Origin of the sequence: Streptomyces sp. B15 (genome assembly GCF_018070605.1) — a bacterium.
Classification (GTDB): domain Bacteria; phylum Actinomycetota; class Actinomycetes; order Streptomycetales; family Streptomycetaceae; genus Streptomyces; species Streptomyces smyrnaeus.
Map to the genome: position 1 here is coordinate 71,782 of NZ_JAGPXJ010000017.1, position 21,800 is coordinate 93,581.

The window sequence follows — 21,800 nt, forward strand, 5'->3', positions numbered from 1 at the left end:
TGCCGTCTCCCGGCGTGCACCGGCGCAGGGACAGACCCGCCAGATGCCAGGAGAACGCCGAAGGTGCGCAGAGGGAACGCCGGGGCACACGCACGGAACCCGAGCGCAGAGAACAGGGGCGATGAGAGGGGAGCGGAGGACCGGAAGACAAAGCCCTCGCGGGGGCTCGCGCTCGTGCGGCAGACGGGGGATCACGGCACCCTGCCGACTCGGTGATCAAGGCGGGTCAAGCCGTAGGGCCCGACGCGATGGTCATCGACCGGTTACGGCCGTACGCGGATGAGATCTGCGCCGTTTGTGCGGTGTACGGCACGGCAGCGGGGCCGGCGTCCAGTGGGCCGGAGCACGGCGACCCGCCGCGTCGACTGTCGCGGCGGGCGCTTGCCGCTCTCCGGCACACGTCGCCGCTCAGCGTCGACCGACCCTTCCCCGTCACGGTTCGACCGGCAGTCGGCCGACTGTCGGCGGGCCGCCGGAGGGCTGCGTGCCGGCCGAGCATCGTCAACATACTGTTGGTCGGTGAACTGCCGGGCCGGTAGGTACGAGCTCGAGACGCTGACATACGCCGGACCGGATGGCCGACGGCCGACCGCGCATGAATCGGTCACCGAGCGGCGCGGCGGTCATGCACATGAATCCGCAACGTGCCGTCAGCGCCCAGAACGGGGAGAGCGCGGGCCGTGGGTGGCAGATCGATACGGCAAAAGCGGTCCTCGCCGTCGCGCTCCATCGTCGCCGGGTGGCGCTGTGCCGGAGGCAGGCCGTCGGTGATCGGGTCGAAGCTGTCGCTGGGACCCTCGACCATGGAATTCCACGCCGCCCATGCCTGGACATCGCCGCTCTGGGCGTCGGGCCCGATGTCGACGATGAGGGAGTCGCTCCAGGCCGGCACCTGCTCCAGGTGGTCGGCGAAGCGGAAGTGGTCGTCGCGTCCGTCGAGTTTGAACACCCGGAGCGTGAGGCTGTAGCGCATACGCGGAGCGGCGCTCTTGTCCGAGGGAATCCCCGGCTCGGGGCGAGCAGGCTCCAACAGAAAGGTGGCGGCCAGCGGAACGGTACCGTCGGGGCTTCCTTCCAGGCGTCGGACCTCCTGGCTGAGCTGAATCGGACACCAGTGGGAGGTTCGCTGGTCACTGATGATGACGGGAAGTCCGCGGATGGCGAGGCGCATATCCGCCTGCCACTGTTCGTCCTCCACGGCGGCAGGCAGGCCGGTGAGACCGAGGGCGACCTGCCAGGGCCCGAAGAGGAAGCGCCGCAGGTTCTGGTAGCCCTCTTCGGAATTCACCTCGCCGTAGGGACCTGAGTGGGAACGGTGGACGTAGGCGCGGTGGGCGCGCCGCACATAGGCGTGGTCGATGGACACCAGGCCGTCGCTCTTGGGGCCGACGGTGAGCCGGGCGAGCCCGTAGTCCTTGGGATTGGTGCCCACGAGACAGAAGATGTCCTTGGTGGGGAAAACCTCCTCCGGCACGGTCTGCGGATCGAAGGCGGACGAGCGCGGGGGAGTGTCGCCGAACTTCGCCCCGGGCTCGAGGTAGCCGTACATCTTCTCCGGGGCGAAGATGTCCGAACCGGCCGGTCCGAAGGCCTGCTGCGCCCAGTCGAGGGCATCGAGCTGGAAGTCGATACCGCCGTGCGGAGTGCCGTAGGTGAAGAACTTCGCCACCAGGTCCTTGGCCAGCAGCCGGGACCGGCCGTCGTCCTGTGGCTGGAAGCAGATCTTCTGCATCATGCAGCGCACGACCAGACCACCCATCGAGTGGGCCACGAGGTGGACTTTGGGAGCTCCGGTTTTCTGCTGGATCAGCGTGATCAGGTCGTACAGGCCGGCGGCTGCCGCCTCGATGTTGAAACCGTTGGCGGTCACCCGGTGGTGCACCTTGCTCCAAAGGTGCTCGAACACGTTCTCGTGCGGGGGCGGAACAAAGGTGGTGGCTGCCTGGTCGTAGAACCGGTACACCCACAGTGAGGCAGGCGGAAGCGCCGCGTCGGCGGAGTCGAGGAGGTGCCGGTGCTGGTCTCCCTGTACGAGCAACCGGTAGCCCTCGTCGCCCATCAAACGCAGCAGGGGACCTTCGAACTGGTAGAAGCGGGGGTCGCCGTCTCCTCCGATACGTACGTGGGTGGCGCCGCGATTGAACCCGTAGAAGGGGTCGTCCACCACGTTGTCGATACCGGCCGTCGGCCCGGCGTATCCCCGCACGTAGATGATCGGCAACTTGTCCACCGGAGTCTCCCGAAGCGCGCGACGCGGCGAGGTGCTACCGGAACAGCTCCGGTCCAGACGCACTCTGTCTGCGATGCAAGCGTGCCGTGCGAATGCCCGGCCGCTGCGCACCGCCGCAGCTCGGGGCGGACACACCAGCCGGACAGCGGACACGGTGAACGTCACAGGCGGTGTGACCCGGGGTGCCTCCATGCGTGAGCGCACTGGTCACCAACGCCATCCGCCATGCGACCGGGCCGGTCTGCCTTCGCCTGATCCGCGACCGCTGCCTGATGTGCGAAGTCTCCGATGCCGGCAGCACATCGCCGCGCCTGCGCCGGGCCCGTATCCACGATGAGGGAGACCGGGGCCTGTTGCCTGTAGCCCAGCTCGCCCAGCGGTGGGGTACCCGCCATCCGGACGACCGGCATTGGACTCGCCGCAGTTCGAGCTACCTGCGGCCGCCTCCCCGGCCGCAGATGTGTTCATCACGCACGGTTGGGAGACCGCCGCAGGGACACACCGCCGGAGTCGTGCCGGTCCGCCACATGGGACGGCCCCACTGAGGGGTGACGGCAGGCCTCACAGCGCTGGGCGATCAGGCCGGCCGCCCGCCGACTCGGCGGCGCTCACTGAGACAGGCCGGGCACAGCTCGCAGGCGCAGGCCCCGCGCGCTCCTCGGAGAGGCCATGGCTACCCGTAAGACCTGGCGTCTGCTGCGCAAGCCGCGATGCTGCACCATCCGCGTCCCCAGACCGGTCCAAGCCATCCTCACCCTGCACATGACCTGCTCGAACTGAGGTCGAAAAGACTCACTGACCCGGGACCGTCTGTGTGAAGTCGGAGGTCGGCCTGGCTCACGTAGCCACCAGAAGAGTCCACGAGAGCGCAAGGCGAGCTTTCAACGTATTCACGCATCCGGGGGAGGTCCCGGGTTCCGGCACGGAGTTCTCGTTGCCCACCATGCAGAACACGAAGAGCAATGCCGCGCCACGGCATTGGAGCCCGCGAGATGCGGGGCATTTGCTGCTGCCTGTACGGAGGTGTGAGTGACTTCGCCGGCCGATGAGTCCGAAACGACGCTGCAGGTATCCACCGGTACGAAGCTCCGGTTGCGCGACCTGGATCGCATGCGTGAGCCGGTGAGAATCCGGATCGATAGCACCGTGCGCCACCGCATTCAGGTGTGTCGCGACTTCATGCTCGGCAGCCTGGACAGGGGCCGGTCCGTGTACGGGGCGACGACCGGGTTCGGCCCGCTGGTCGGTTTTCGCGGGCGCGAGACCACGGCGGAGCAGTGCGAGAACGCGCTCAACCACCTCATCGCAGGGCAGGGTGCGGATCTGGAGTCTTCGGTGGTGCGGGCGGCGATGCTGGTACGACTGCATTCGCTGTGCCAGGGCCGATCCGGGGCATCCCTCGCCGTGGTGGAAGGGCTGGCACATGCTCTGGGGACGGACTTCGCGCCAGCGGTGCCCCGGCTGGGGTCACTCGGGGCAAGTGGCGATCTGATTCCGCTCGCCTATGTCGCCCGTGCACTGCAGGGCCATGGTCATGCTTACACCGGCGGAGAACGTCTTACCGCCGGTGAGGCTCTCGCGAAGCTGGGTCTGAAGCCGGTGGAGCTCGACGGGCGTGACGCTCTGGCTCTGGTGAATGGAACATCCCTGACCGCGGGTGCGGGTGCCCTGGCCGTGTCCTCCCTGCAGAGGTCGCTGCGCGGTGCGGTGCTGCTCGTGGCGTTGCTTGTGGACATCCTGGGCTGCTCCACTGCGTTCGTGGACGCGAGGCTGCTCGCCGCCTTCGGGCACCCGCACGCAGCTCTGGCAGGTGAACGCCTCAACCAGCTGCTCAAGGGCCTCGTTCCTTCAGGCACGCGCGGGTTGCAGGAGCCGTACAGCATCCGCTGCGCTCCTCAACTGATCGGCGCCGCGGCCTCTCTCGTGGAGCATTGCGCCGGGGTGATGTGCGATGACATCAACGCCATCAGTGACAATCCGCTGTTCTTCCCAGAGCAGGACGTGGTCGCGCACGGCGGAAACTTCTTCGGGCAGCCGGCCGCGTTCAGCGGGGACGCGCTCGCCGTGACCGCCGTGCAGCTCGGGAATCTGGCCGAGAGGCAACTCGACTTACTCATCGATCCACACCGCAACGGAGGACTGCCGCCCATGCTGGCGCCCGAGCCGGGCCGTCAACATGCCGTGCAGGGAGTGCAACTCGCGGCCACGGCACTCATTGCGTCGATGCGTCGCGCCGCCATACCTGCCTCGACCCAGAGCCTGCCGACGAACCTCCACAACCAGGATGTGATTCCGTTCGGTACCCAGGCTGCGCTCAACGCCCTCGACCTCGCCACAAAGCTGCGGCTCCTGCACGGGTCCCTTGCTGTCGCCCTGCGCCAAGCCGCATGTGTGGGAACTCGTCAGCCAACAGCGCCGCTGTGCACAGAGGTTCTCGGCAAGATCAGTGCGGAGATCCCACCCATCGACAGGGACCGCCCCCTGGACGCTGATGTTCGTCGCGCCGCCGCTCTCCTCGACGACATGACCGACACCTATCTGACCGAAGGGCAGGGCCTGTAATGAAGCACTTGACCGACCATCCTTGCCCCGCAGTTACCGGTACGCACAGCACCGCTGCCGACGGTGCTCTGCTGACACTGCCCCTACCGGACGAGGAGTTCACCGCCTGTCGCCGTTGTCTGGGCGATACCTGCACGCGTGCTGCCCAGCACATCAAAGACGACCTGAGCATCCTCACCCAAGTCGTGCACGGGCCGGCTCCCCCCGCCGAATGGCCACCTGCGGACCCCGGTGCCCGCATTCGCCACCGGTGGCTCATCGGCCATCAACTGGCCTTCGCCGTCTGGCGGCTGATCCGGCACACCCTGCAGGAACTCATCCGCACCTCAGCTCCACAGGCCGCTGAACGCGCAGCACGGCTGTACGACATCTACACCGTGCTGTTCCTCTACACCGGCAGCTGCTCGGCGGCACGCTACGCGGCGACGGTGCGGGCCGACATGGCGGCCCACGACCCCGCGCTCAGCGGTGAGTGGCACCGCGACCACATGGCCCTACCCGACCTGCTGCGCCAGGCGCGGGCCAACTGCCCGGCGTCCGTGCTGGCTCCGCTCACGGCGGCAGTCAAACGCAGTCACCACATCCACATGGCTGTTGCGGGCAAGCTCGTCCCCAGCGGCCAATCACTCCTCCAACAGGCCGGGAAGCAAGCAGGCGTCCAGCCGACGGAAGCCGAGTGTGATGTCATCGACGACTTCTTCCAGGTGCGGCGCGCGCCCATCTGTGAGAAGGCGTTCATCACTCAGGCCATCCGGCGCCTCGTCCAGGTCGTATGCGACATCCGTAGCTATGGCCTGACCGACCTGGAATCACCGCCCCAGGTCGCAGCACGGCACCGGGCAGACCTCGATGCTCTGCTCGGCTCCACCATCGGCCGCTTCACGGAGCTGGCCGACTTCCTCATGACTTCCTCACCCAGTCTCGTCGACCTCGGCACGCACACGGGAGGTGCGATGACGTCCCTGACCGACGACACGAAGACCGTGCCCATCACCCCAGCTCTGCACCGGTACCTGGTCAGCCACACAATGGCGCCCAGCCGCGTCCAGCAAGACCTCATGGACCACACCCACGCCCTGGGGACGGTCGCCGAGATGCGGATCCCCCATGAGCAGGCGGCGCTTCTGACCTTGCTCACCAAGTTGACCGCTGCCCGCGACATCATCGACATCGGTACCTTTACGGGCTATTCGGCCCTGGCCCTCGCCCTGGGCTCCCCTCCCGACGGTCGCGTCATCACCTGCGACACCTCCACGGAGTGGACAGGCATCGCCCAGGACGCATGGAAGCAGGCAGGCGTCGCCGACCGCATCGAGCTGCGCCTGGGCCCGGCACTGGAGACCCTGCGCTCCTTACCCCATGAGCCGACCATCGATCTGGCCTTCATCGACGCCGACAAGCCCTCCTACTGCGACTACTGGGAGGAGCTGCTCCCTCGTGTCCGTCCGGGAGGCGTCCTCCTCGCCGACAACGTGCTCTACTCCGGCGACGCGGCAAACCCCGACGCCACCGGCAACGCCCGGGCCATCCGGGCTTTCAACGCTCACGTTCACAACGATCCCCGCGTCGAGAACGTGATGCTTCCCATCGCGGACGGCCTGACCCTGACCCGCAAGCGCAATGACGAACACCTCACCATGAAGGCTTGCTCATGACGGACTTGCCCAACGAAGCACAGGGGCCGCAGCGCATCATGGAGCTGTCCTCCGGCCTGTGGGCTTCCAAGACCCTGTCCACTGCACTGCACCTGGACCTCTTCGGTGCCCTGGCCGCCCACCCCGGTGCGACGCACACCGAACTGGCCGACCGGCTGGGGATCTCCGCCCGCCCCACGCGATCACTCGTGGCCGCGTGCGCGGCGCTCGGCCTGCTGGCCCGCGTCGGCGAGAAGTGCTTCAACACCCCTCTCTCGCAGCGTCACCTCGTTCGCACGAGCCCCGACTACTTCGGTGGCTGGGTCGAGATGCTCGACCGCCATGACTACCCGGGCTGGATGCAACTGCACGACGCCCTACGCCACAACCGACCCACCGCCTGGAATCCCGACGAACAGAACTCCCTCTTCGACAACGCCGACCCCGTCGTGCTCGAGACGTTCTGGGAAGCCATGACGACGGTCTCCACCGTCACTGCCCGCGAACTCGGCTCCCGCCTCGACCTCACACGGACGCGCGCCCTGCTGGACGTGGGGGGAGGTGGTGCCGCCTGGGACATCGAACTCTGCCGTATGCATCCGCCGCTGCGTGCGGCAGTCTACGACCTGCCGCACGTGTGCGAGCTCACTCAGAGGAAGATCGACCAGGCGAAGCTCGGGGACCGCATCACCACCGTCGCCGGCGACTTCTTCGCTGACGCATCATTCCCCGAAGGCTACGACACCCACCTGTTCTCCTCCGTCCTGCACGACTGGTCCGATGCCCAGTGCCGCGAACTGCTGGCCAGGTCCTTCACCGCCCTGCCCTCGAACGGCCGGCTCGTCATCGCCGAGCTGTTGATCGATGACACCGAGGACGGACCCCTTGACGCTGCCCTGATGGGTCTCGCGATGCAGGTGGAAACCTGGGGCCGTAGCTTCACCGCCGCCGAGCTCACCAGTTGGCTCACCCGGACAGGCTTCACTGACGTCCACGTCACCCGCATCCATGCACCCACCGCCAACGCAGGCGTCATCGCCCGCAAACCCTGACCGCCCAGCGCCCGCCCAGGAGCCACGCATGACGCACCAAGTGATGTCCCCTGTCAGCACGACAGACGAAAGGGACACCGAAGGCATCATCGGCCATCGGATCGAGTACACCTATGCCAACGGCTGGCGCTACGAGCTGTACGTCAAGAACGCCACGACCATCGACTACCGCATCCACAGCGGCATGGTCGGCGGCCGCTGGGTCAAAGACCAGAAAGTGGACCTCGTCACCCTCACCGAGGGCGTGTACAAGATTTCCTGGAACGAACCCACCGGCACATCAGTGTGCGTCACCCTGGTGCCGGCCGCGCGACTCTCCCACGGCGTGATCTTCTTTCCGCGCTGGGTCGCGCAACACCCCGAACGTACCGTCCTCTTCCAGAACGACCACCTTGACCGCATGCGCTCGTACCGTGATGAAGGACCAACATATCCAATTCATGTCGTCTCCGAATTCTCGGAGATCACCCTGCTTGAAGATGTGGGGCCTGACGATGAAAGCGTCATCGACCGTGCCCCGCCCGGTCTCCCATGACCAGCACGAAGCTCCCGCGAGCGCCTGCCGCCTCGCACGAAGCCTGCCTGCCGCACCGCACCCCGAGCGGTGCCGTGGAAACATCACAAGCTCCGCCCGCCCAGCCGCGCCGTCCTACTGAGGGCTCATCTCAATCCCTTCACCGACCGGTAGCGCATCCTCAGGTGCGGCAGTCCCCGACGGCTGCCCACCGGGCGGGCCCTCAGTGAGGGGGCTGGTGGCGGTGAGCCAGGTGATCCTGGAGTTCGCGGTGGCGGAACTGGTAGGCGGTGCCGGCGATGCGCAGCAGGCCGATGCGATAGCACTGGTCGAGGAAGCGGCCCAGGCGCCATGGCAGCCGGCCGCGCATGCACAGCAGGAAGGCGACGTAGCGCACCGTGGCGGAGCCGCCGAAGGCGAAGAGTCTGGGGAAGGTGGCCACGCGGACGTACCAGGTGAAGATGCGGGGCAGATGTCCGGCCTCGACGAGTCGGAGGCCGAAGGTGTGGAACCAGGAGCTGAGGAGCGGTAGGTAGGCGGCCAGCAGGCCGAACGAGAGGCCGAAGAGCACACCGATCAGCGCGCCGAAGAAGATCACCTCACCGATCCTCACCAGGATCATCTGCGGCTCGGCGGCGAAATCGAGGCCAGGCATCATGGCGAGTACCCCGAGCAGGAACCACACCCCGAGCCATGAGCTCAGATCGCCGCGCACGGCATCGCGCGGGTCGGTGACGGTGGCGTCGTTGCGTGCAGTGAACGCGACGACGAGGCCGACTGCCGTACCGACGGTGAGAGTGACGGGCATGCCGTTGAGATCGAAGGTCGTGCTCTCGGTGGTGACCACGTACCGGGGCTGGTGTCCAGCGTCTTGTGCGACGCGGAACATCAGACCTGCCACGAGCCCCACTCCCAGGCCGAGCAGGGTGGTCCGTACGATACGGCGGCGTCCCGCGCGGGTACGGATGCGCCGCAGGAGAATGCCTCGTGGGACCGGCCAGTCCTCGACCATCGCTCCGGCGGTCACGGTGGCCACGCAGATGGCGGCGGACGCGACGAGCAGGCCGGTGACCAGCACGCCCGACAACCACAGCCACACCACCATGGCGGAGAAGGGGCCTGCGGCCAGCGCGGCACCGACCAGCCGGGCCCGCCGGATGCCGGCGAGTGGCCACAGCGCATGGAGCACGAGGTCGTTCGTGGGCAGCGGCTGACCGGCCACGGAACGCGAACCCCGCGCGGCGGCGTTGGCGTTGAGGTATGCCGCCAGGACGGACAGACGGCGCCAGGTGAGGCCCGGGTCCAAGGCGGGGGCGGGGATGAGGTGCTGGTCCTCGTCGTCGGGGTCTGGCTCGATGACGGGTGCACCAGGGGCGTGGACGGCGGCGGTGATGTAGCGGTCGAGGAGGTGCTCGTAGAGTTCACCGCGGTCGGCCAGGGAAACCAGGTCGGCGGGGTCGCGGACGAACGCGCCGTCGGCACGGCCAAGGTCGCGCTCCTCGTAGACGACGGCTGCGAGGGTGACCCGCCAGGGGGTGTCGAGGGCACGGGCGAGGGCGCTGGGGCCGTGCTCGCCGGGGGTTGCGAGTGCGTCGAGGACCGGTTGCCAGCGGATGACGCGCTGCCGGGAGTAGCCGAGGCGGGCCTTGAGGTAGGTGCGGATCTCGGAGGGGCCCATCCGGGCGATCTCGATCCGGGCCGCGGTCTGCGGCTGGGCCTCCGCGGCGGCGAGCGAGTCATAGTGGTCGCGGCGGCAGGTGAGCACCACCGGGGCTTTGGCTCCGGGGCGCTCGAAGCGTTCGACCTCCCGCAACAGGCGTGCTGCCCGGGAGATGTAGTCCGGGTCGGGGGCGTTGTCCATCTCGTCGAGGCCGTCGATGACGGGCAGGATGAGGTGCTCGTCCACCAGCTTCTGTGCTTCCCACTCCTTGAGGTTGTAGACGCGGGTGAGGTGTGTGCGAAGCCAGTCGCGCACGGTGCCGCCGGGCCAGCCGGCGGCGGAGAGCCGGACGGGTACCGGGCCGGCGCGGCGGTCCTCGGACAGCCCGAGGATGAGGGCGACTGCCAGCACCGTCTTGCCGACCCCTGCGTCGTTGCCGGAGTCGTCGCCGGTGATGACCAGGCGGCCGGAGGGCAGGGACCGGTAGAAGGTGGCGATGCCGCTGAGACTGCCTTGGTGCGGTAGTCCGTGGCCGGGGGTGGTGGAGGCGAGGGTGAAGCGCAGATCGGCCGGGGCGTTGAGGGCCTGCTCGTCACCGCCGAGGAGTTGACGGTACTGCCGTCCTTCGAAGTCCCGTACGAGGTGGGTGAGTTCGGCGGCGATGATCGGACCGGTCCGTTGTATGCGCAGGCCGTGCACGGACATACCCAGGGACCACACGCCCAGGCTCGTTCCCACAGCGCCGAGGAGGAAGGACAGGATGGCGGCGGTATCGGTCGTACCCGGGTCCGCGCCGCCCGCGGGGTCTTCCGTGTTCAGCCGGGCCATGGCCCACATGGTCCACAGGAGCCCGGCGACGCAGAGCAGGGAGCCGAGGCCGCCCCACACGTAGAAGTGCCCGCGCTTGCCACTCGTCCGCATGCCGTCCGCTCCACCCCCGTGGTCCTCCCCCGGGCGCACGTTGCAGCACGGTTCCAGTACCGGAAGAGGGTGATTATTCTCGTTCAACCGCACCCCCGCAGGGAACTCATGACGCACGCTTCGTAACCGAGCCGATACCTTGAGACTTTCTCGCCTTGTGTCTGAGCTGCTCCGAGAGTTGAGGACAGCCTGGTCGGGGGCGGTGATGCGGGTGGTCGTGAACGCGCACAGCATCCGCTGCCCGTGTCCACGCGCGCCGTCGTCACTGTCACCAGCGGCGCGGAGACCGCCGCCAGGAGGCCCGGCACCGTCATCATCAGCCGGGCCATACCGTCCGGGACGGTGAAGTCCGCGCCGATCGAGGTGAGCGGCCCGATGGGCAGGATCTCCGTCGTGACGAGCGAGAACAGCCCAGCCGTCACCGACCACGGCCAACCACGACGCGACCGGCGAAGGCTGCGGCGGCCGTTCCTGTGTGAGTACTGTTTCCATGCCCACGAGTCCAGCAAGGCCGCCGCGCAAGGGCTGACGGGGGAGGGGATCACGTCCTCGGCTCAGGGGGCCGTGTCAGTCGGGCCCTTGGCCTGGTCGCCGTCGCGCGGCTCCACCTCGATATGGGCTTTGGAACTCATCCAGTCACGTACCCGGACGGGTAGCCGGTGGCAGAAGACGCTCTTGCCGGCGCGCTGGACACCAGGGTGCGGCTGGCCTCACCGTGCATCTGGACCAGGCGCGGCTGGAGGGCACCTGCTCCTCCACACGGTTCCGCCCGGCGCGCAGTGGGTGCTGGGGCGACCGGTGCGGCTCACCGGTCGCCGCATGCTGGCCGAAGAGTTTCACTGGCGCGCAGGCCTCCGGGAGCGGTCCGAGGCTGGAACGTGACGGTTCTCGCCACCGGGCCCGCCGGCCCGGGCCCCGATGCTGCGCCTTGTGTCCACGGCCGTACGCGCCGGTTCCTCCGATCGGGGACCGCCGTGTACGGTCGTCGCTCGGCCGGCGTCAAGTGGGGGACGATGAGGAGCAGGACGACCAGGGCCGCAGCGGGTGCAGTGATCGCCGCGCTGCTGTTCGGCGCGTGCACCACCGACAGCGGAGAATCCACCGACGACGGTCCCTCGGCGTCCGCGTCGGCGTCGAGGCCCCCGAAACCCGCCGGGGCCCCCGGCGACGTGCGCGGCGGACCTGACCGGCCCCCCGCCGGGTCCGCCGCGGACCGGCCCCGGCCCGGTGACTTCAACGGCGACGGCCACGATGACCTGGCCGTGGCGACCGGCGCCCACATCGCTGTGGTGTACGGCTCCGCAGAGGGGCCCGACCCGCGTACCCGCGCCACGGTGCGTATGCCCGAGGAGGTGGAAGTCGGCCCGTCGCCTGCCACGCGGCTGCACCGGTCCGATCTCGACCAGGATGGATTCGTCGACCTGCTGGCCACGCTCACCGACGGACGTCAGTACGCGCTGTGGGGCGGGGCGCGTGGCGTCACTGCCCCTCGACTGCTCGCCACGGGATACGCCGCCGACCCCGCGCCGCCCTCCGCAGGCTGGGAGCCGGGCGCGGCAGGAGACTTCGACGGGGACGGCAGCGGTGACGTCCTCTGGCTCGGCACGGAGACGGGGCCGGTGGGGGTCATTCACTACGGCCCGTTCAGCCGGGCCGGTGAGCCCACCCGCACACAGACCCTCAACGCCGAACACGCCGACCACAGCGAGCCGTACAAGGCGACCGTCGGCGATTGGAACGGTGACGGCCGCAGCGACTTCACGGTGTGGTTCCGCTGGACGGACCCGGAGAACGAGGGCGACGGCGACACCCGAATCGACGACGTGCTGCACTTCCGTGGCTCTGGGAAAGGAGCGGACTTCCTGCGCGATTACCCCGACCACCGCGCCCTGGAAGGCTTCACCTGCGATGTGGAGGACGACGGCACGGATGAGATATGCCATGTCGGCTTCGACTCCTACCGGCAGGAACTGACGGTGAGCATCACCGGCAGCTCCGGCAAGGGCCCCGGCACTGGCGCCTCCATGCGTGTCACCTTCCGCGATGTGCCCGGGCTCGATGCGCCCAAGGGCTTCAACGGTGGCGAGGTGGTCGGCGAGGCGGTAGGAGACGTGACCGGCGACGGAAGACCCGACCTCGTGTTGGGCCTGTCCGGTGCCAACAAGGCCCACGGCGCGGTGGTACTGCTTCCCGATGTGGCGCACGCCGACCGCGACTCCCGGCTGCAGTCCGTCGATCTGGAAACCGCTGGCGTCCCGGGTGAGAACAAGCCACACGCGCGCCCACGCTTTCGTCCGCGCCCCCCGCTGCTCGATGTGGACGGTGACGGCCCTCTCGACGTCCTGGCCACCGCCAAGCGGGACCCCCGGCACTTTTGGCTGCTCCCTGGTTCGGACAAGGGCTTGAACACCGAGGCCACCCGGCGGCTCTCCCGATCGGAGCTGGGCATCCCGCGTTGAGCGCCGCGCGAGGACAGAGCGGGCCGTCGAGAATGCAACAGCGCGTCAGGGTCGGGCCGCCGTCTGCGACGGGCCCCTGGTGCCAGGGAAGCATGGTGCGGCGGTACCCGGTGCGGTCCAGCGTGCCCAAAGCCCCACGGTGCGGGCGGCGCCGGCGCGGGTGGCGAACGTTTCCTCGAAGGTCGCTTCACGGAGGGGGATTCGTCCATCCCATTCTTCCCGGGACGCGGGGCTGCCTGGCGGCGATCGGGCGGAAGTTGGCTCCCTCGGTGGCCGGTCAGGGGTCTGCTGGGGTGGTGTGTTCCATGGTGGCGGACGCGCAGGCCACCTACCTGTACCCGCGGGACCATGCGTATTCGCAGCTGGGTGATGAACTCGCCTTGCTGCATGCGCAGTCGCCCGGTGAGGCGCGGGAGATCACCTCTCGGCTGGGCCGGAAGGGGCGTGTGGCGGGGCGGACGGATCAAGGCTGCGCACTTTCCCAGGGGGAAGTCCCGGCGCGCCTTCGGCGCCAACCCCACCATGGACCCGGCCACCGTCCACCCTCACCAACTGCGACGTCGCCCTCGGGTCGGCCTGGGCCTGGACGTGCTGAAGGAGCCTCTCCCAGGTGCCATCGGCCGACCACGGTAAGTGCCGCTTGTGCACGGTCTTACCTGGGCCGAAGCGTTCGGGCAACTCTCTCCACTGCGCCCCGGTGCTGAACCGGTGGAAGATCCAGTTGATCACCTGGCGGTGGTCCCGCCACCGGCCGCACCGGTTGCTGGTCGACGGCAGCAGCGGCTCCAGCACGGCCCACTCAACGTCGGTCAAGTCACCTGCTGATCATGTCCAGACCTGCAGGTATCGCGTCGTGCCGCGGCTATGCCTTGGCCGTCTTCATCAGCTCCACCAGGCTGGAGAAGCTGTCCGCCGCGTGCCCGGCGTCCATGCCGCGCCGGAACAGAGCGGCCACGGCGGCCGGCAGAGTCGTGTCGACGCCCGCGTCGGCGTTGGTGTGCAGAACGTGTTCGACGCTGGCCATGCCCATGGCGAGGCGGTCCACGTCGCCGGGATGCTCGCCGGCGTCGATGCGCTCTGCGTAGAAGGAGAGAAAGCCCGGCAGCCCGGTCATGGTCTCGGTGGCGTGCGGGAGGACGTCCGTTGCTGTGAGTCCGTTGGCGTCGGCGAGTGCGATGACCTGCCAGTAACTGAGCGTGGACGTCCAGAACATGACCATGCCCATCTGGTACAGGAGCGCGGCCAGGCCGGGATCCTCGCCGCGGTAGTCCGTGCCGGTCAGGACTTCGAGGGTGGATCGGTGTGCATCGAAGACCTGGCGCGGCCCGCTGTAGAAGGTGGACGACCCGGGCTGTCCGATGCCGGAAGGCGAGACGTTGACGCCACCCGTGAGGTGGACCCCGCCGTGCTCGGACACCCACCGTGCCCCAGCGCGGGTCTTCTCCGGGGTGTCGGAGCTGAGATTGACGAGCACTCGGCCGGCCAGGGCGTGGGACGCCGGCTCCAGCACGGCGTACATCGCGTCGTAGTCGGTGAGGCTCAGGACGACCAGTTCATTGGCGGTCAGGGCGTCTTCGGCGCTCTTTGCGAGTACGGCGCCGCGCGCGACGAGGGCATCGGCACGGGATGGGGTGCGGTTCCAGACGGTGACCCGGTGACCCTTGCCGAGCAAGGCGTGCACCATTGCCTGCCCCATGGGGCCGAGTCCGATGACGGTCACGGACTGCTTGCTGCTCATTGGGAAGACCTCCGCGGTACGAGTGACGAGGCGACTAAAACGAGCGCTCTATTTAGAGTGCGGAGGCAATGTAACACGGCTCTAAAACGAACGCTCTAACCAGTAGGGTGTGCACATGGGACAGGCCAGCACCCGGGACCGGATCGTCATCGCCGCAGCGCGCCTCCTGCAGCGCCAGGGCTATGTCGGCACGGGCATCAAGCAGATCGCCAATGAGGCGGAGGCCACACTGGGCTCCGTCTACCACTTCTTCCCGGGCGGCAAGGAGGCCGTTGCGGTCGCCGCCATCAAGCACAGCAGCCAGGAGTTCGCGGCGGTCCTCCGCGACGCGCTGGACAGCGAGGAGGATCCGGGCGCGGGCGTTCAAGCCTGCGCCCGGCAGCTCGCCGAAGGACTGCGCGCGTCGGGTTGGACCGACGGGTGCCCGGTCACGGCGGCGGCACTGGAAACCCTGGGAACCGACTCCGAAATTCAGCAGGCATGTGTCAACGCACTGCGCAGCTGGGAGCAGACGGTCACCGACAAGCTCCTGCGCTCCGGCTTCCAGGTCCGCGACGCCCAGGAGTTGGCGACCACCATCGTCAGCGCCCTGGAAGGCGCCGAAGTGACGGCCCAGGTCAACCGCAGCGAGGAACCACTACGGGCGGCGAGCCGACAACTGGCCCGCTTGATGGATTCATACGGAGCATCCCGCTCGTAAAGGCCACTTGTGATCGGGGAGACAGGACCTGGAGACCAGCGGCCAGGGGCCCGAGGGAACTCGCCGGGGGCGACGGGCGAAGGAGAGATGAAAGCCCAAACCTTCGAAGCGTTCCCCAGAACGAGAGGAGCCCCGATGACCGTCGAGCCAGGCGTCCGCACGGGGGTGGACAGTGATGCCTCGGTGATTGCGCGGTCCCGGGATGAGCCCGAGGCATTCGCCGTGCTCTTCGACCGGCACGCGGATGCGGTACACCGTTATCTGGCCCGTAGGCTCGGCGGCGAGCCGGCCGACGACCTCATGGCGGAGACCTTCACCACTGCTTTCCAGCAGCGGCACCGGTACGACCCCGCGCGGGCCACGGGCGACGGCGCCCGGCCCTGGCTGTTCGGCATAGCGACCAACCTGGTCGGCCGGCACCGGCGGGCCGAGGCCCGCCGGTTCAAGGCCCTGGCCCGCATTCCGGCTCCCGCCGACCACGAGGAGCCGCTGGCCGAACGTGCTGCGGCCCGGGTGGGAGCGCTGGCCGTACGCCGCGAGTTGGCGGCGGCACTGGCCGCACTGCCCGCGCGGCATCGGGACGTGCTGCTGCTGGTGGCGTGGGGCGGTCTCGGCTACGAGGAGGTGGCCCAGGCCCTCGGTGTCCCCATCGGCACGGTCAGGTCACGGCTGCACCGGGCTCGCAGCAAGCTACGCGAAGCGTTGGGCGGATCCGATCCGACGGCACTGCGAGAGGCATCCGGCCATGACTGACGAACTCGAACTCCTGCGGGACTGGGACGCCGACGCGTCCCCGCTCACCGAACCGGCCCGGGCACAGGCCCGGCACCGACTGCTCAACACGATCACGCGCACGGAGCGGCACCCCGACACCGGACTCGGCCGCCGCCGCGCGCTGCGCCTTGCGACGGCCGGGGTGGTCGCCATGGCGATCACGGGGACGGCGGTGCTGATCACTAGCGAGGGCGAAGGCCCGGACCGCGCGGGCACGGCAGCCCCGCAGATGCGTAACGCCGCCGCTGCGAAGGTGCTGAAAGGGGCGGCGGCGTACGCGGGCGATCAGGAGACGCCCGTTGCGCCGCGCGGCGACCAGTTCATCTACTCGAAGCGGATCATCAAGGAGAGGGACCGGAAGACCGGCAAGATCAAGACCTTTGTGGACGTGAACTGGGACTCGGTGGACGGCTCCAAGCGCTCCTTGACCATGGAGCGCGGCAACGTGATCTGGGAAGAGCCCATGAAGGACGGCGGCTCCGTGTGGCCTCCCCGGGAGTGGAGCAAGCTCAAGAAGCTCCCGACCGATCCGGAGAAGCTCGTTCCGGCCATCGTCTCCGCCCGAGGCACGACCGACCAGTCGATCGACGACCTCTCCGGCTTCGACTGGTTCCGCGCCTACTTCCTGCTCGGTGAGCTCCTGAAGCATCCGGTGCTGCCCCCGGGGATGCGTCCCGCCGCGTACGAGGCACTGGCCCTGGTGGACGGGGTCAAGGCGATTCCGGGCGTGAAGGACTCTGCCGGGCGCCCGGGAGTGGGGATCGCTTACACCGGACAGGGGGCCCAGAAGGGCAGCTACCTCATCTTTGATGCGGAATCCTATGAATTCCTGGGCTTCCGCAGTGAGGGGTCCACGGCTTCCGGCAGGACGTACGTCCAGCTCTCGCACACGGTGGAGTGGGCGATCGTCGACCGCTTGAGGCAGCGCCCCTAGCTTGATCCTTGACCTGTGCGCCGTGGGTGAGGGGTGGTTGACGTCTTCTTCTTTCGTTTCGCAGTGTCCGTTTTGCGGACTGTGTGGACGTCGTAGCGTGGGGCGGGGCGAGTGTTCTTGCGGCTTGCTGGCCGTTCTGGCCTGGGCTGGTGGGTTTCGGTGCTCTGGCCGGACATGCTGCCTTGGGGCGGATGTACCGAAAGTCGCGGCGGACGCGGGCAGATGTGAGCCGGTGCGGTTCGCTGGGTCTCTCCCATGGCCGTCGCAGATCGGCGCCGGCGGTCGGGCGGGACGGAGTTGGGCGTAGACGGCGAGGATCAGCCACGTCCATTGATAGGAGGCATCGGGTGTACGGATCTTGGGGCATGTCCAGCCCAGGGTCTGCTTGAGGAACCAGAAGGTGTGTTCGATGTCCAAGCGCCGCAGGAAGACCTGCCAGAGCCGGTCGACATCTTCGACGGTGGCAGGACAGTTCCGCGAACGGCTCCACCAGAGCAGCGATATGCAACAGACCCGTCCCGCGGCCTTGCGTCGGCCTTTGCGATGGATGGAGTCGTCATGGCTGGTCGCGTGCCTCCTGGCAGACCCGTGCGGGACCCTCCCAGGTGATGGATGGGGCTCTCTCGCCCGATCGTCACAGTGCCGGCCGAAGAGCCTGTGAGCTGCTCATGAAGCGCGCACGACCAATGGCCGATACCCGGCCACTGCCGTCCGGCGACCTGGCCGCCATGCAACGGCGATCCACGGGACGGTTCGCCTCAGCCGTCATCCGGTCGTCGACGCGGTGCCGACGCTCGCCGTCGCCGCTTCGGCTTCCCGGACGCTTGACCAGCCGACGACGCCTGTGCCGACGGCACTCCAGCGCCACCAGGCGCTCAGCTCGTGAAGACGGCATGCCGCAGGGGTGACGAAACGTCAGCCTCCATGAGGTCACGCCTTCGAGGTCGGCAACCGTACGGCCCTGGCTCGCGTGGACGACGTCGCCGTCCACGTACGCGAGTCCGACGCCGTGTCGTACCCGCCGATTGGTTGGACGAGAGATCCTCGAACCACCTCACCAGGCGGCCGTCGGCGTTCCGGTCCGGCTGACACCTCCTCGTGGTTGCCCGGACCCTGCCGCCGCGCCTGCAGCGGTGGCAGGGGCGGGAGGATGGAGGCCGGTTCCTTCCTGTCGACGATGAACCATCGGAAAGAGCTGTCCATCCGCCCAGCAGGTGGTCCGGAATCATCCGGGAACTCAGGCAGAGGAGGGTCCGAGCAGGTCGGCCAGCGCGGCAAGGGCCTGAGTGCCCACCAGATCCCCCGGCAGCAGCGGTACGTCGAGCAGCGGTACGTCCACCTGCTGCCGCAGTCGGACGAGGTGCTGGTCCTCCTGCCCCCGGCGCAGGGCGAGCACCTCGCCGGCGTCCGCCGGGGAACGGCGGTTGGCGACGAGTGCGGCCACCTCGACGCCGAGGCCGGTGAGCTTCTCGTACACCTCCATGGTCTCGGCAATCGGGAGCAGCTCGGCGGTCAGCACGACCACGAACCCGGCCTGCGCCGGGTCCGTCACCACCTCGCGCAGCCGGGCGAAGCGGTCGCGTCGGCGCAGCAGGATCCGGCGTAGGTCGGCGTCGCGGTCCGACTGCTCGCCGCCGCCGAGGCCGCGCACCGCGGCGCCGAACCGCTCGGACCGGTCACGGTTGGCGAGCAGGGTCTCGGTCCAGGAAGTGAGCTGTTCGGGCAGCGCGAGCAGCCGCAGCGTGTGGCCGGACGGGGCGGTGTCGAAGACGACCAGGTCGTACGCCTCCTCCCCGAGCTCCACCGCCTCGGCGATCCGCTCCAGCACCGCCGACTCGTGGGTGCCGGGTGCCAGCCGGGCCAGCTCCAGGTGCCGGGCGGCCGGTGCGTGCATCCGCTCGGGCAGCAGCCGCCGCATCGTCCCGGCGACCGCGGACAGGTGCTGCTCGACCGTGCGCTCGGGGTCGATCTCCAGTCCGTCGACGTAACCCGCCGTCCCGGCCCCGGGGGCGAGGTCCCCGGGGCCGGCGAGGCGCGTGGGCTCGTCGCCCACGAGGCGGTCCCAGAGGTGGCCGAGGTTGTGGGCGGGGTCGGTGGAAACCAGCAGCACGCGGGCGCCCGCCCTGGCACGGCCGAGGGCGAGCGCCGCCGCGATGGACGTCTTGCCCACCCCGCCCTTGCCGCCGACGAAGACGACCCTGCGCGAGGTGATGAGATCTAGCAGCACCCGACATGCTCCAGTGGCGAGCGGTCCATGCCCATCCGGCGGTGCCAGGCGTGGAAGTCCTCGTAGAGGGCGGGCATCAGCTCGACGGTGTAGTACGCCGCCGGGTCGGGCACGCCCAGTGCCTCCGCGAGGACGACCATCCGGAAGAGGTCGTCCTCCTCGCGCCGGGCGCGGGCGAAGGTACGCCGGTAGGGGCCGGCGTAGAACTCCTCCAGCCCGGCCCGGAACGAGGCCCAGCGGGATGTCACCCCGTCACCTCGGCCTTCTCCGTCACATCGGCGTCAGGGGCCTCGGGCGGCTCCTGGGACGCCCGCCGCATCGCGACGACCGCCTCGAAGGCGACCCACACGGCGGCGACGATGATGACGACGTCGATGGTCAGCAGCAGCCAGTCCCGGGCGTCGTAGAGGTCACCGAGCTGCGCGAGCGCGGCCCAGAACGCCATCACGAACACGACCGCGAGCGGCACCAGCGCAGGAGCCGGGTTGCGCCGCTTGCGGATCAGCATGACCGCGACGATGGACAGGGTAAGGGAGGCCAGCAACTGGTTGCTGGTGCCGAACAGCGGCCAGATACGGAGGCCGCCGGCGCCATCGGCGCCCTGGCTGAAGGTCAGTCCCATACCGGCGGCGAGCGCGATGAGGGTGCCGACACCATTGCTGATCTTCAACTTTGCGGCCTCGCCGGCCTCCTGGACGACGAAGCGCAGCAGGCGCATGCCGGTGTCCATGGTGGTAGCGGCGAACAGGATCGCCATGGTGGCCAGGACCGTCGAGCTCAGCGAAGCCGACAGGCCCAGGCCGCTGTTGACGATCTCGCCGCCGCCCGTGACGAACGCTCCGACGCCGCCCTCGCCGAAGGCGGTGTAGACGGCCTTCCAGTCGGCCATGGTGCGATAGCCCGCGATGGCGGCGATGATCGCGCCGAGCGCGAGCATGCCCTCGCCGACCGCGCCGAAGTAGCCGACGAAGCGGGCGTCGGTCTCCTTGTCCAACTGCTTCGAGGAGGTGCCCGAGGAGACCATGCCGTGGAAGCCGGAGATCGCGCCGCACGCGATGGTCACGAACAGCAGTGGCAGGAGGTCCGGGGTGCCCGCGGGCACGGCGTCGTTGAAGGCCGGGGCGACGACCTTCGGGGCGCTCAGCACCACCGCGACGAACAGGATGCCGAGCCCGACGAAGAGCTGGACGCCGTTGATGTAGTCACGCGGCTGGAGCAGCACCCACACGGGCAACAGGGAGGCTATGCCGGCGTAGACGAAGAGGGAGACGATCCAGAAGGTCGCCGGGGACATGCCCAGGATCGGGTCGGGCAGCTCCACAGGGACGGCGTCACCGAGGAGGATCAGGCCGTAGAGTGCCGCGACGCCCACCACGGTGACCAGGCTGAGGTTCATTCTGTAGCGGTAGACCGCCTGGCCGACCAGCAGCGCCACCGCGACCGCGCCCCAGGCGGGGATCACCGCAGAGGGAGTGGAGATCAGCAGGTCCTTGATGACCACCGCGAAGGCCGCGATCACCATCAGGAGCAGCAGGAAGATCACGACGAGGAAGAGGTTCGCGCCCCGGGCGCCGATGTAGCGGCTGGAGAGCGTGCCCATCGAGCGGCCCTTGTTGCGCGCCGAGGCCCACAGGGCTCCCAGGTCGTGCATGCCCGCGAAGAAGACCGTGCCGAGGGTGACCCACAGGAACGCGGGCACCCAGCCCCAGATCACGGCGACTGCGGGGCCGACGATCGGCGCTGCCCCCGCGACCGAGGTGAAGTGGTGACCCCACAGCACGAATTTGTTGGTCGGGACGTAGTCCACGCCGTCCTGCAGCTCGTGCGCGGGCGTCTTGAAGGACGCGTCAAGCTTGTAGACCCGGTTGCCAAGGAATTTCGAGTAGAGGACATATCCGCCCGCGAATATCGCAAGGCCGATCAACAGCAGCGGAAGTGCGTTCATGCGAGACGCTCTCTGGGTTCTGGGGAATTGAGCCGTTGCCCTGCACGGGATGTGCACGATGTGCACCTGGCAGGCAGACAGCGTGGACGGTGGAGCGTGGCCCTCCTCGACCGAGGGAGACCGGCGACCGGAACGGGGAGTCGGGCGCCTGCGCCCGCTTTGCATGGCTCGGCGGTGTACCCGGCCACGGGATGCTGCGCGTGGGCGGCGACTGTGCCGGGGCGGTGGCGGAGCTCTCCCGTCACGCCCACACACACCTGTCCGCAGCCGTCGGTCAGCATCCGGCCCGGCGTGAGTCCGTACCCGCTGTCTGCCAATGGTGCCCCCTGACCTCCTGCATCAATGCCGCGAGCCGGTCGCCCGGCGGTCTGCTCAGGAGTTGCCGGAGGTTGCGGTTCGGTTGACAGGAGATTTCCTCGAGTTTCAGGTGGCGGGTCATGACGTCACGGA

14 protein-coding genes and 5 pseudogenes are annotated in these 21,800 nt (G+C 68.7%); 10 read left to right on the forward strand and 9 right to left on the reverse strand.

Going from position 1 to position 21,800, the window contains the following annotated elements; translation table 11 throughout:
- Positions 1–604: 604 nt before the first annotated feature.
- Positions 605–2,230, reverse strand: a complete 1,626-nt coding sequence (locus KBY19_RS10970) for an alpha/beta hydrolase (protein WP_307843489.1) — start codon at positions 2,228–2,230, stop codon at positions 605–607.
- Between the two features lie 194 nt (positions 2,231–2,424).
- Here KBY19_RS10970 and KBY19_RS36390 point away from each other — a divergent pair.
- From KBY19_RS36390 to KBY19_RS10990, 6 genes and pseudogenes are all read left to right on the forward strand, one after another.
- Positions 2,425–2,775, forward strand: a pseudogene (locus tag KBY19_RS36390) (ATP-binding protein); the annotation flags it as partial.
- A gap of 97 nt (positions 2,776–2,872) precedes the next feature.
- Positions 2,873–3,010: pseudogene (locus tag KBY19_RS36395) on the forward strand (IS5/IS1182 family transposase); the annotation flags it as partial.
- A gap of 249 nt (positions 3,011–3,259) precedes the next feature.
- Positions 3,260–4,792 (forward strand): aromatic amino acid ammonia-lyase, encoded by a 1,533-nt coding sequence (locus tag KBY19_RS10975; protein WP_307842557.1) that lies wholly within the window; start codon positions 3,260–3,262, stop codon positions 4,790–4,792.
- Positions 4,793–4,800: 8 nt separating this feature from the next.
- The gene (locus tag KBY19_RS37495) at positions 4,801–6,447 is read left to right on the forward strand and encodes a class I SAM-dependent methyltransferase (RefSeq protein ID WP_307843490.1); all 1,647 of its coding nucleotides are present in this window, start codon (positions 4,801–4,803) and stop codon (positions 6,445–6,447) included.
- The gene (locus tag KBY19_RS10985; protein WP_210956402.1) at positions 6,444–7,478 is read left to right on the forward strand and encodes a methyltransferase; all 1,035 of its coding nucleotides are present in this window, start codon (positions 6,444–6,446) and stop codon (positions 7,476–7,478) included. The genes KBY19_RS37495 and KBY19_RS10985 overlap by 4 nt, the downstream gene beginning before the upstream one ends.
- 28 nt (positions 7,479–7,506) lie before the next feature.
- Positions 7,507–8,013 carry a phenolic acid decarboxylase gene (locus tag KBY19_RS10990; protein ID WP_210956401.1) on the forward strand — a complete coding sequence of 169 codons (507 nt, stop codon included), beginning with the start codon at positions 7,507–7,509 and terminating at the stop codon, positions 8,011–8,013.
- Between the two features lie 202 nt (positions 8,014–8,215).
- Here KBY19_RS10990 and KBY19_RS10995 read toward each other — a convergent pair whose 3' ends face one another.
- Entirely contained in the window at positions 8,216–10,573 is a 2,358-nt protein-coding gene (locus tag KBY19_RS10995; protein ID WP_210956400.1) for an NACHT domain-containing NTPase, read from the reverse strand.
- Positions 10,574–10,818: 245 nt separating this feature from the next.
- Positions 10,819–11,065, reverse strand: a pseudogene (locus KBY19_RS36400) (MFS transporter); the annotation flags it as partial.
- Between the two features lie 521 nt (positions 11,066–11,586).
- On the opposite strand from KBY19_RS36400, the gene KBY19_RS11000 reads away from it, so the two are divergent.
- Positions 11,587–13,032, forward strand: coding sequence for an FG-GAP repeat protein (locus tag KBY19_RS11000; protein WP_185015908.1), 1,446 nt, complete (start codon positions 11,587–11,589; stop codon positions 13,030–13,032).
- Between the two features lie 570 nt (positions 13,033–13,602).
- Here KBY19_RS11000 and KBY19_RS36405 read toward each other — a convergent pair.
- Positions 13,603–13,845, reverse strand: a pseudogene (locus KBY19_RS36405) (transposase); the annotation flags it as partial.
- A 49-nt stretch (positions 13,846–13,894) separates the two neighbouring features.
- Complete coding sequence (locus KBY19_RS11010) at positions 13,895–14,770, reverse strand: NAD(P)-dependent oxidoreductase (protein WP_210956398.1); 876 nt, start codon at positions 14,768–14,770, stop codon at positions 13,895–13,897.
- Positions 14,771–14,885: 115 nt separating this feature from the next.
- Here KBY19_RS11010 and KBY19_RS11015 point away from each other — a divergent pair, with 115 nt between their 5' ends.
- The 3 genes from KBY19_RS11015 to KBY19_RS11025 all read left to right on the forward strand — a co-directional run bounded on the left by KBY19_RS11015 (position 14,886) and on the right by KBY19_RS11025 (position 17,178).
- On the forward strand, positions 14,886–15,470 hold the full coding sequence (locus tag KBY19_RS11015; RefSeq protein WP_099876833.1) for a TetR/AcrR family transcriptional regulator: 585 nt from the start codon (positions 14,886–14,888) through the stop codon (positions 15,468–15,470).
- Between the two features lie 135 nt (positions 15,471–15,605).
- A complete protein-coding gene (locus tag KBY19_RS11020; RefSeq protein WP_099876831.1) occupies positions 15,606–16,223 on the forward strand; it encodes an RNA polymerase sigma factor in 618 nt (205 codons plus the stop codon).
- Complete coding sequence (locus tag KBY19_RS11025) at positions 16,216–17,178, forward strand: CU044_5270 family protein (RefSeq protein WP_185015905.1); 963 nt, start codon at positions 16,216–16,218, stop codon at positions 17,176–17,178. Before KBY19_RS11020 ends, KBY19_RS11025 begins: the two co-directional genes overlap by 8 nt.
- Here KBY19_RS11025 and KBY19_RS36410 read toward each other — a convergent pair.
- The 4 genes and pseudogenes from KBY19_RS36410 to KBY19_RS11040 form a co-directional block, all read right to left on the reverse strand.
- Positions 17,175–17,673: pseudogene (locus KBY19_RS36410) on the reverse strand (transposase); the annotation flags it as partial. The gene KBY19_RS11025 and the pseudogene KBY19_RS36410 sit on opposite strands and share 4 nt — an antisense overlap.
- Before the next feature lie 742 nt (positions 17,674–18,415).
- Positions 18,416–19,405, reverse strand: a complete 990-nt coding sequence (locus tag KBY19_RS11030) for an ArsA family ATPase (RefSeq protein ID WP_099876825.1) — start codon at positions 19,403–19,405, stop codon at positions 18,416–18,418.
- A complete protein-coding gene (locus tag KBY19_RS11035; RefSeq protein ID WP_019359067.1) occupies positions 19,396–19,653 on the reverse strand; it encodes a cory-CC-star protein in 258 nt (85 codons plus the stop codon). The genes KBY19_RS11030 and KBY19_RS11035 overlap by 10 nt, the downstream gene beginning before the upstream one ends.
- On the reverse strand, positions 19,650–21,350 hold the full coding sequence (locus KBY19_RS11040) for a carbon starvation protein A (protein ID WP_185015904.1): 1,701 nt from the start codon (positions 21,348–21,350) through the stop codon (positions 19,650–19,652). Before KBY19_RS11040 ends, KBY19_RS11035 begins: the two co-directional genes overlap by 4 nt.
- Positions 21,351–21,800: the final 450 nt, after the last annotated feature.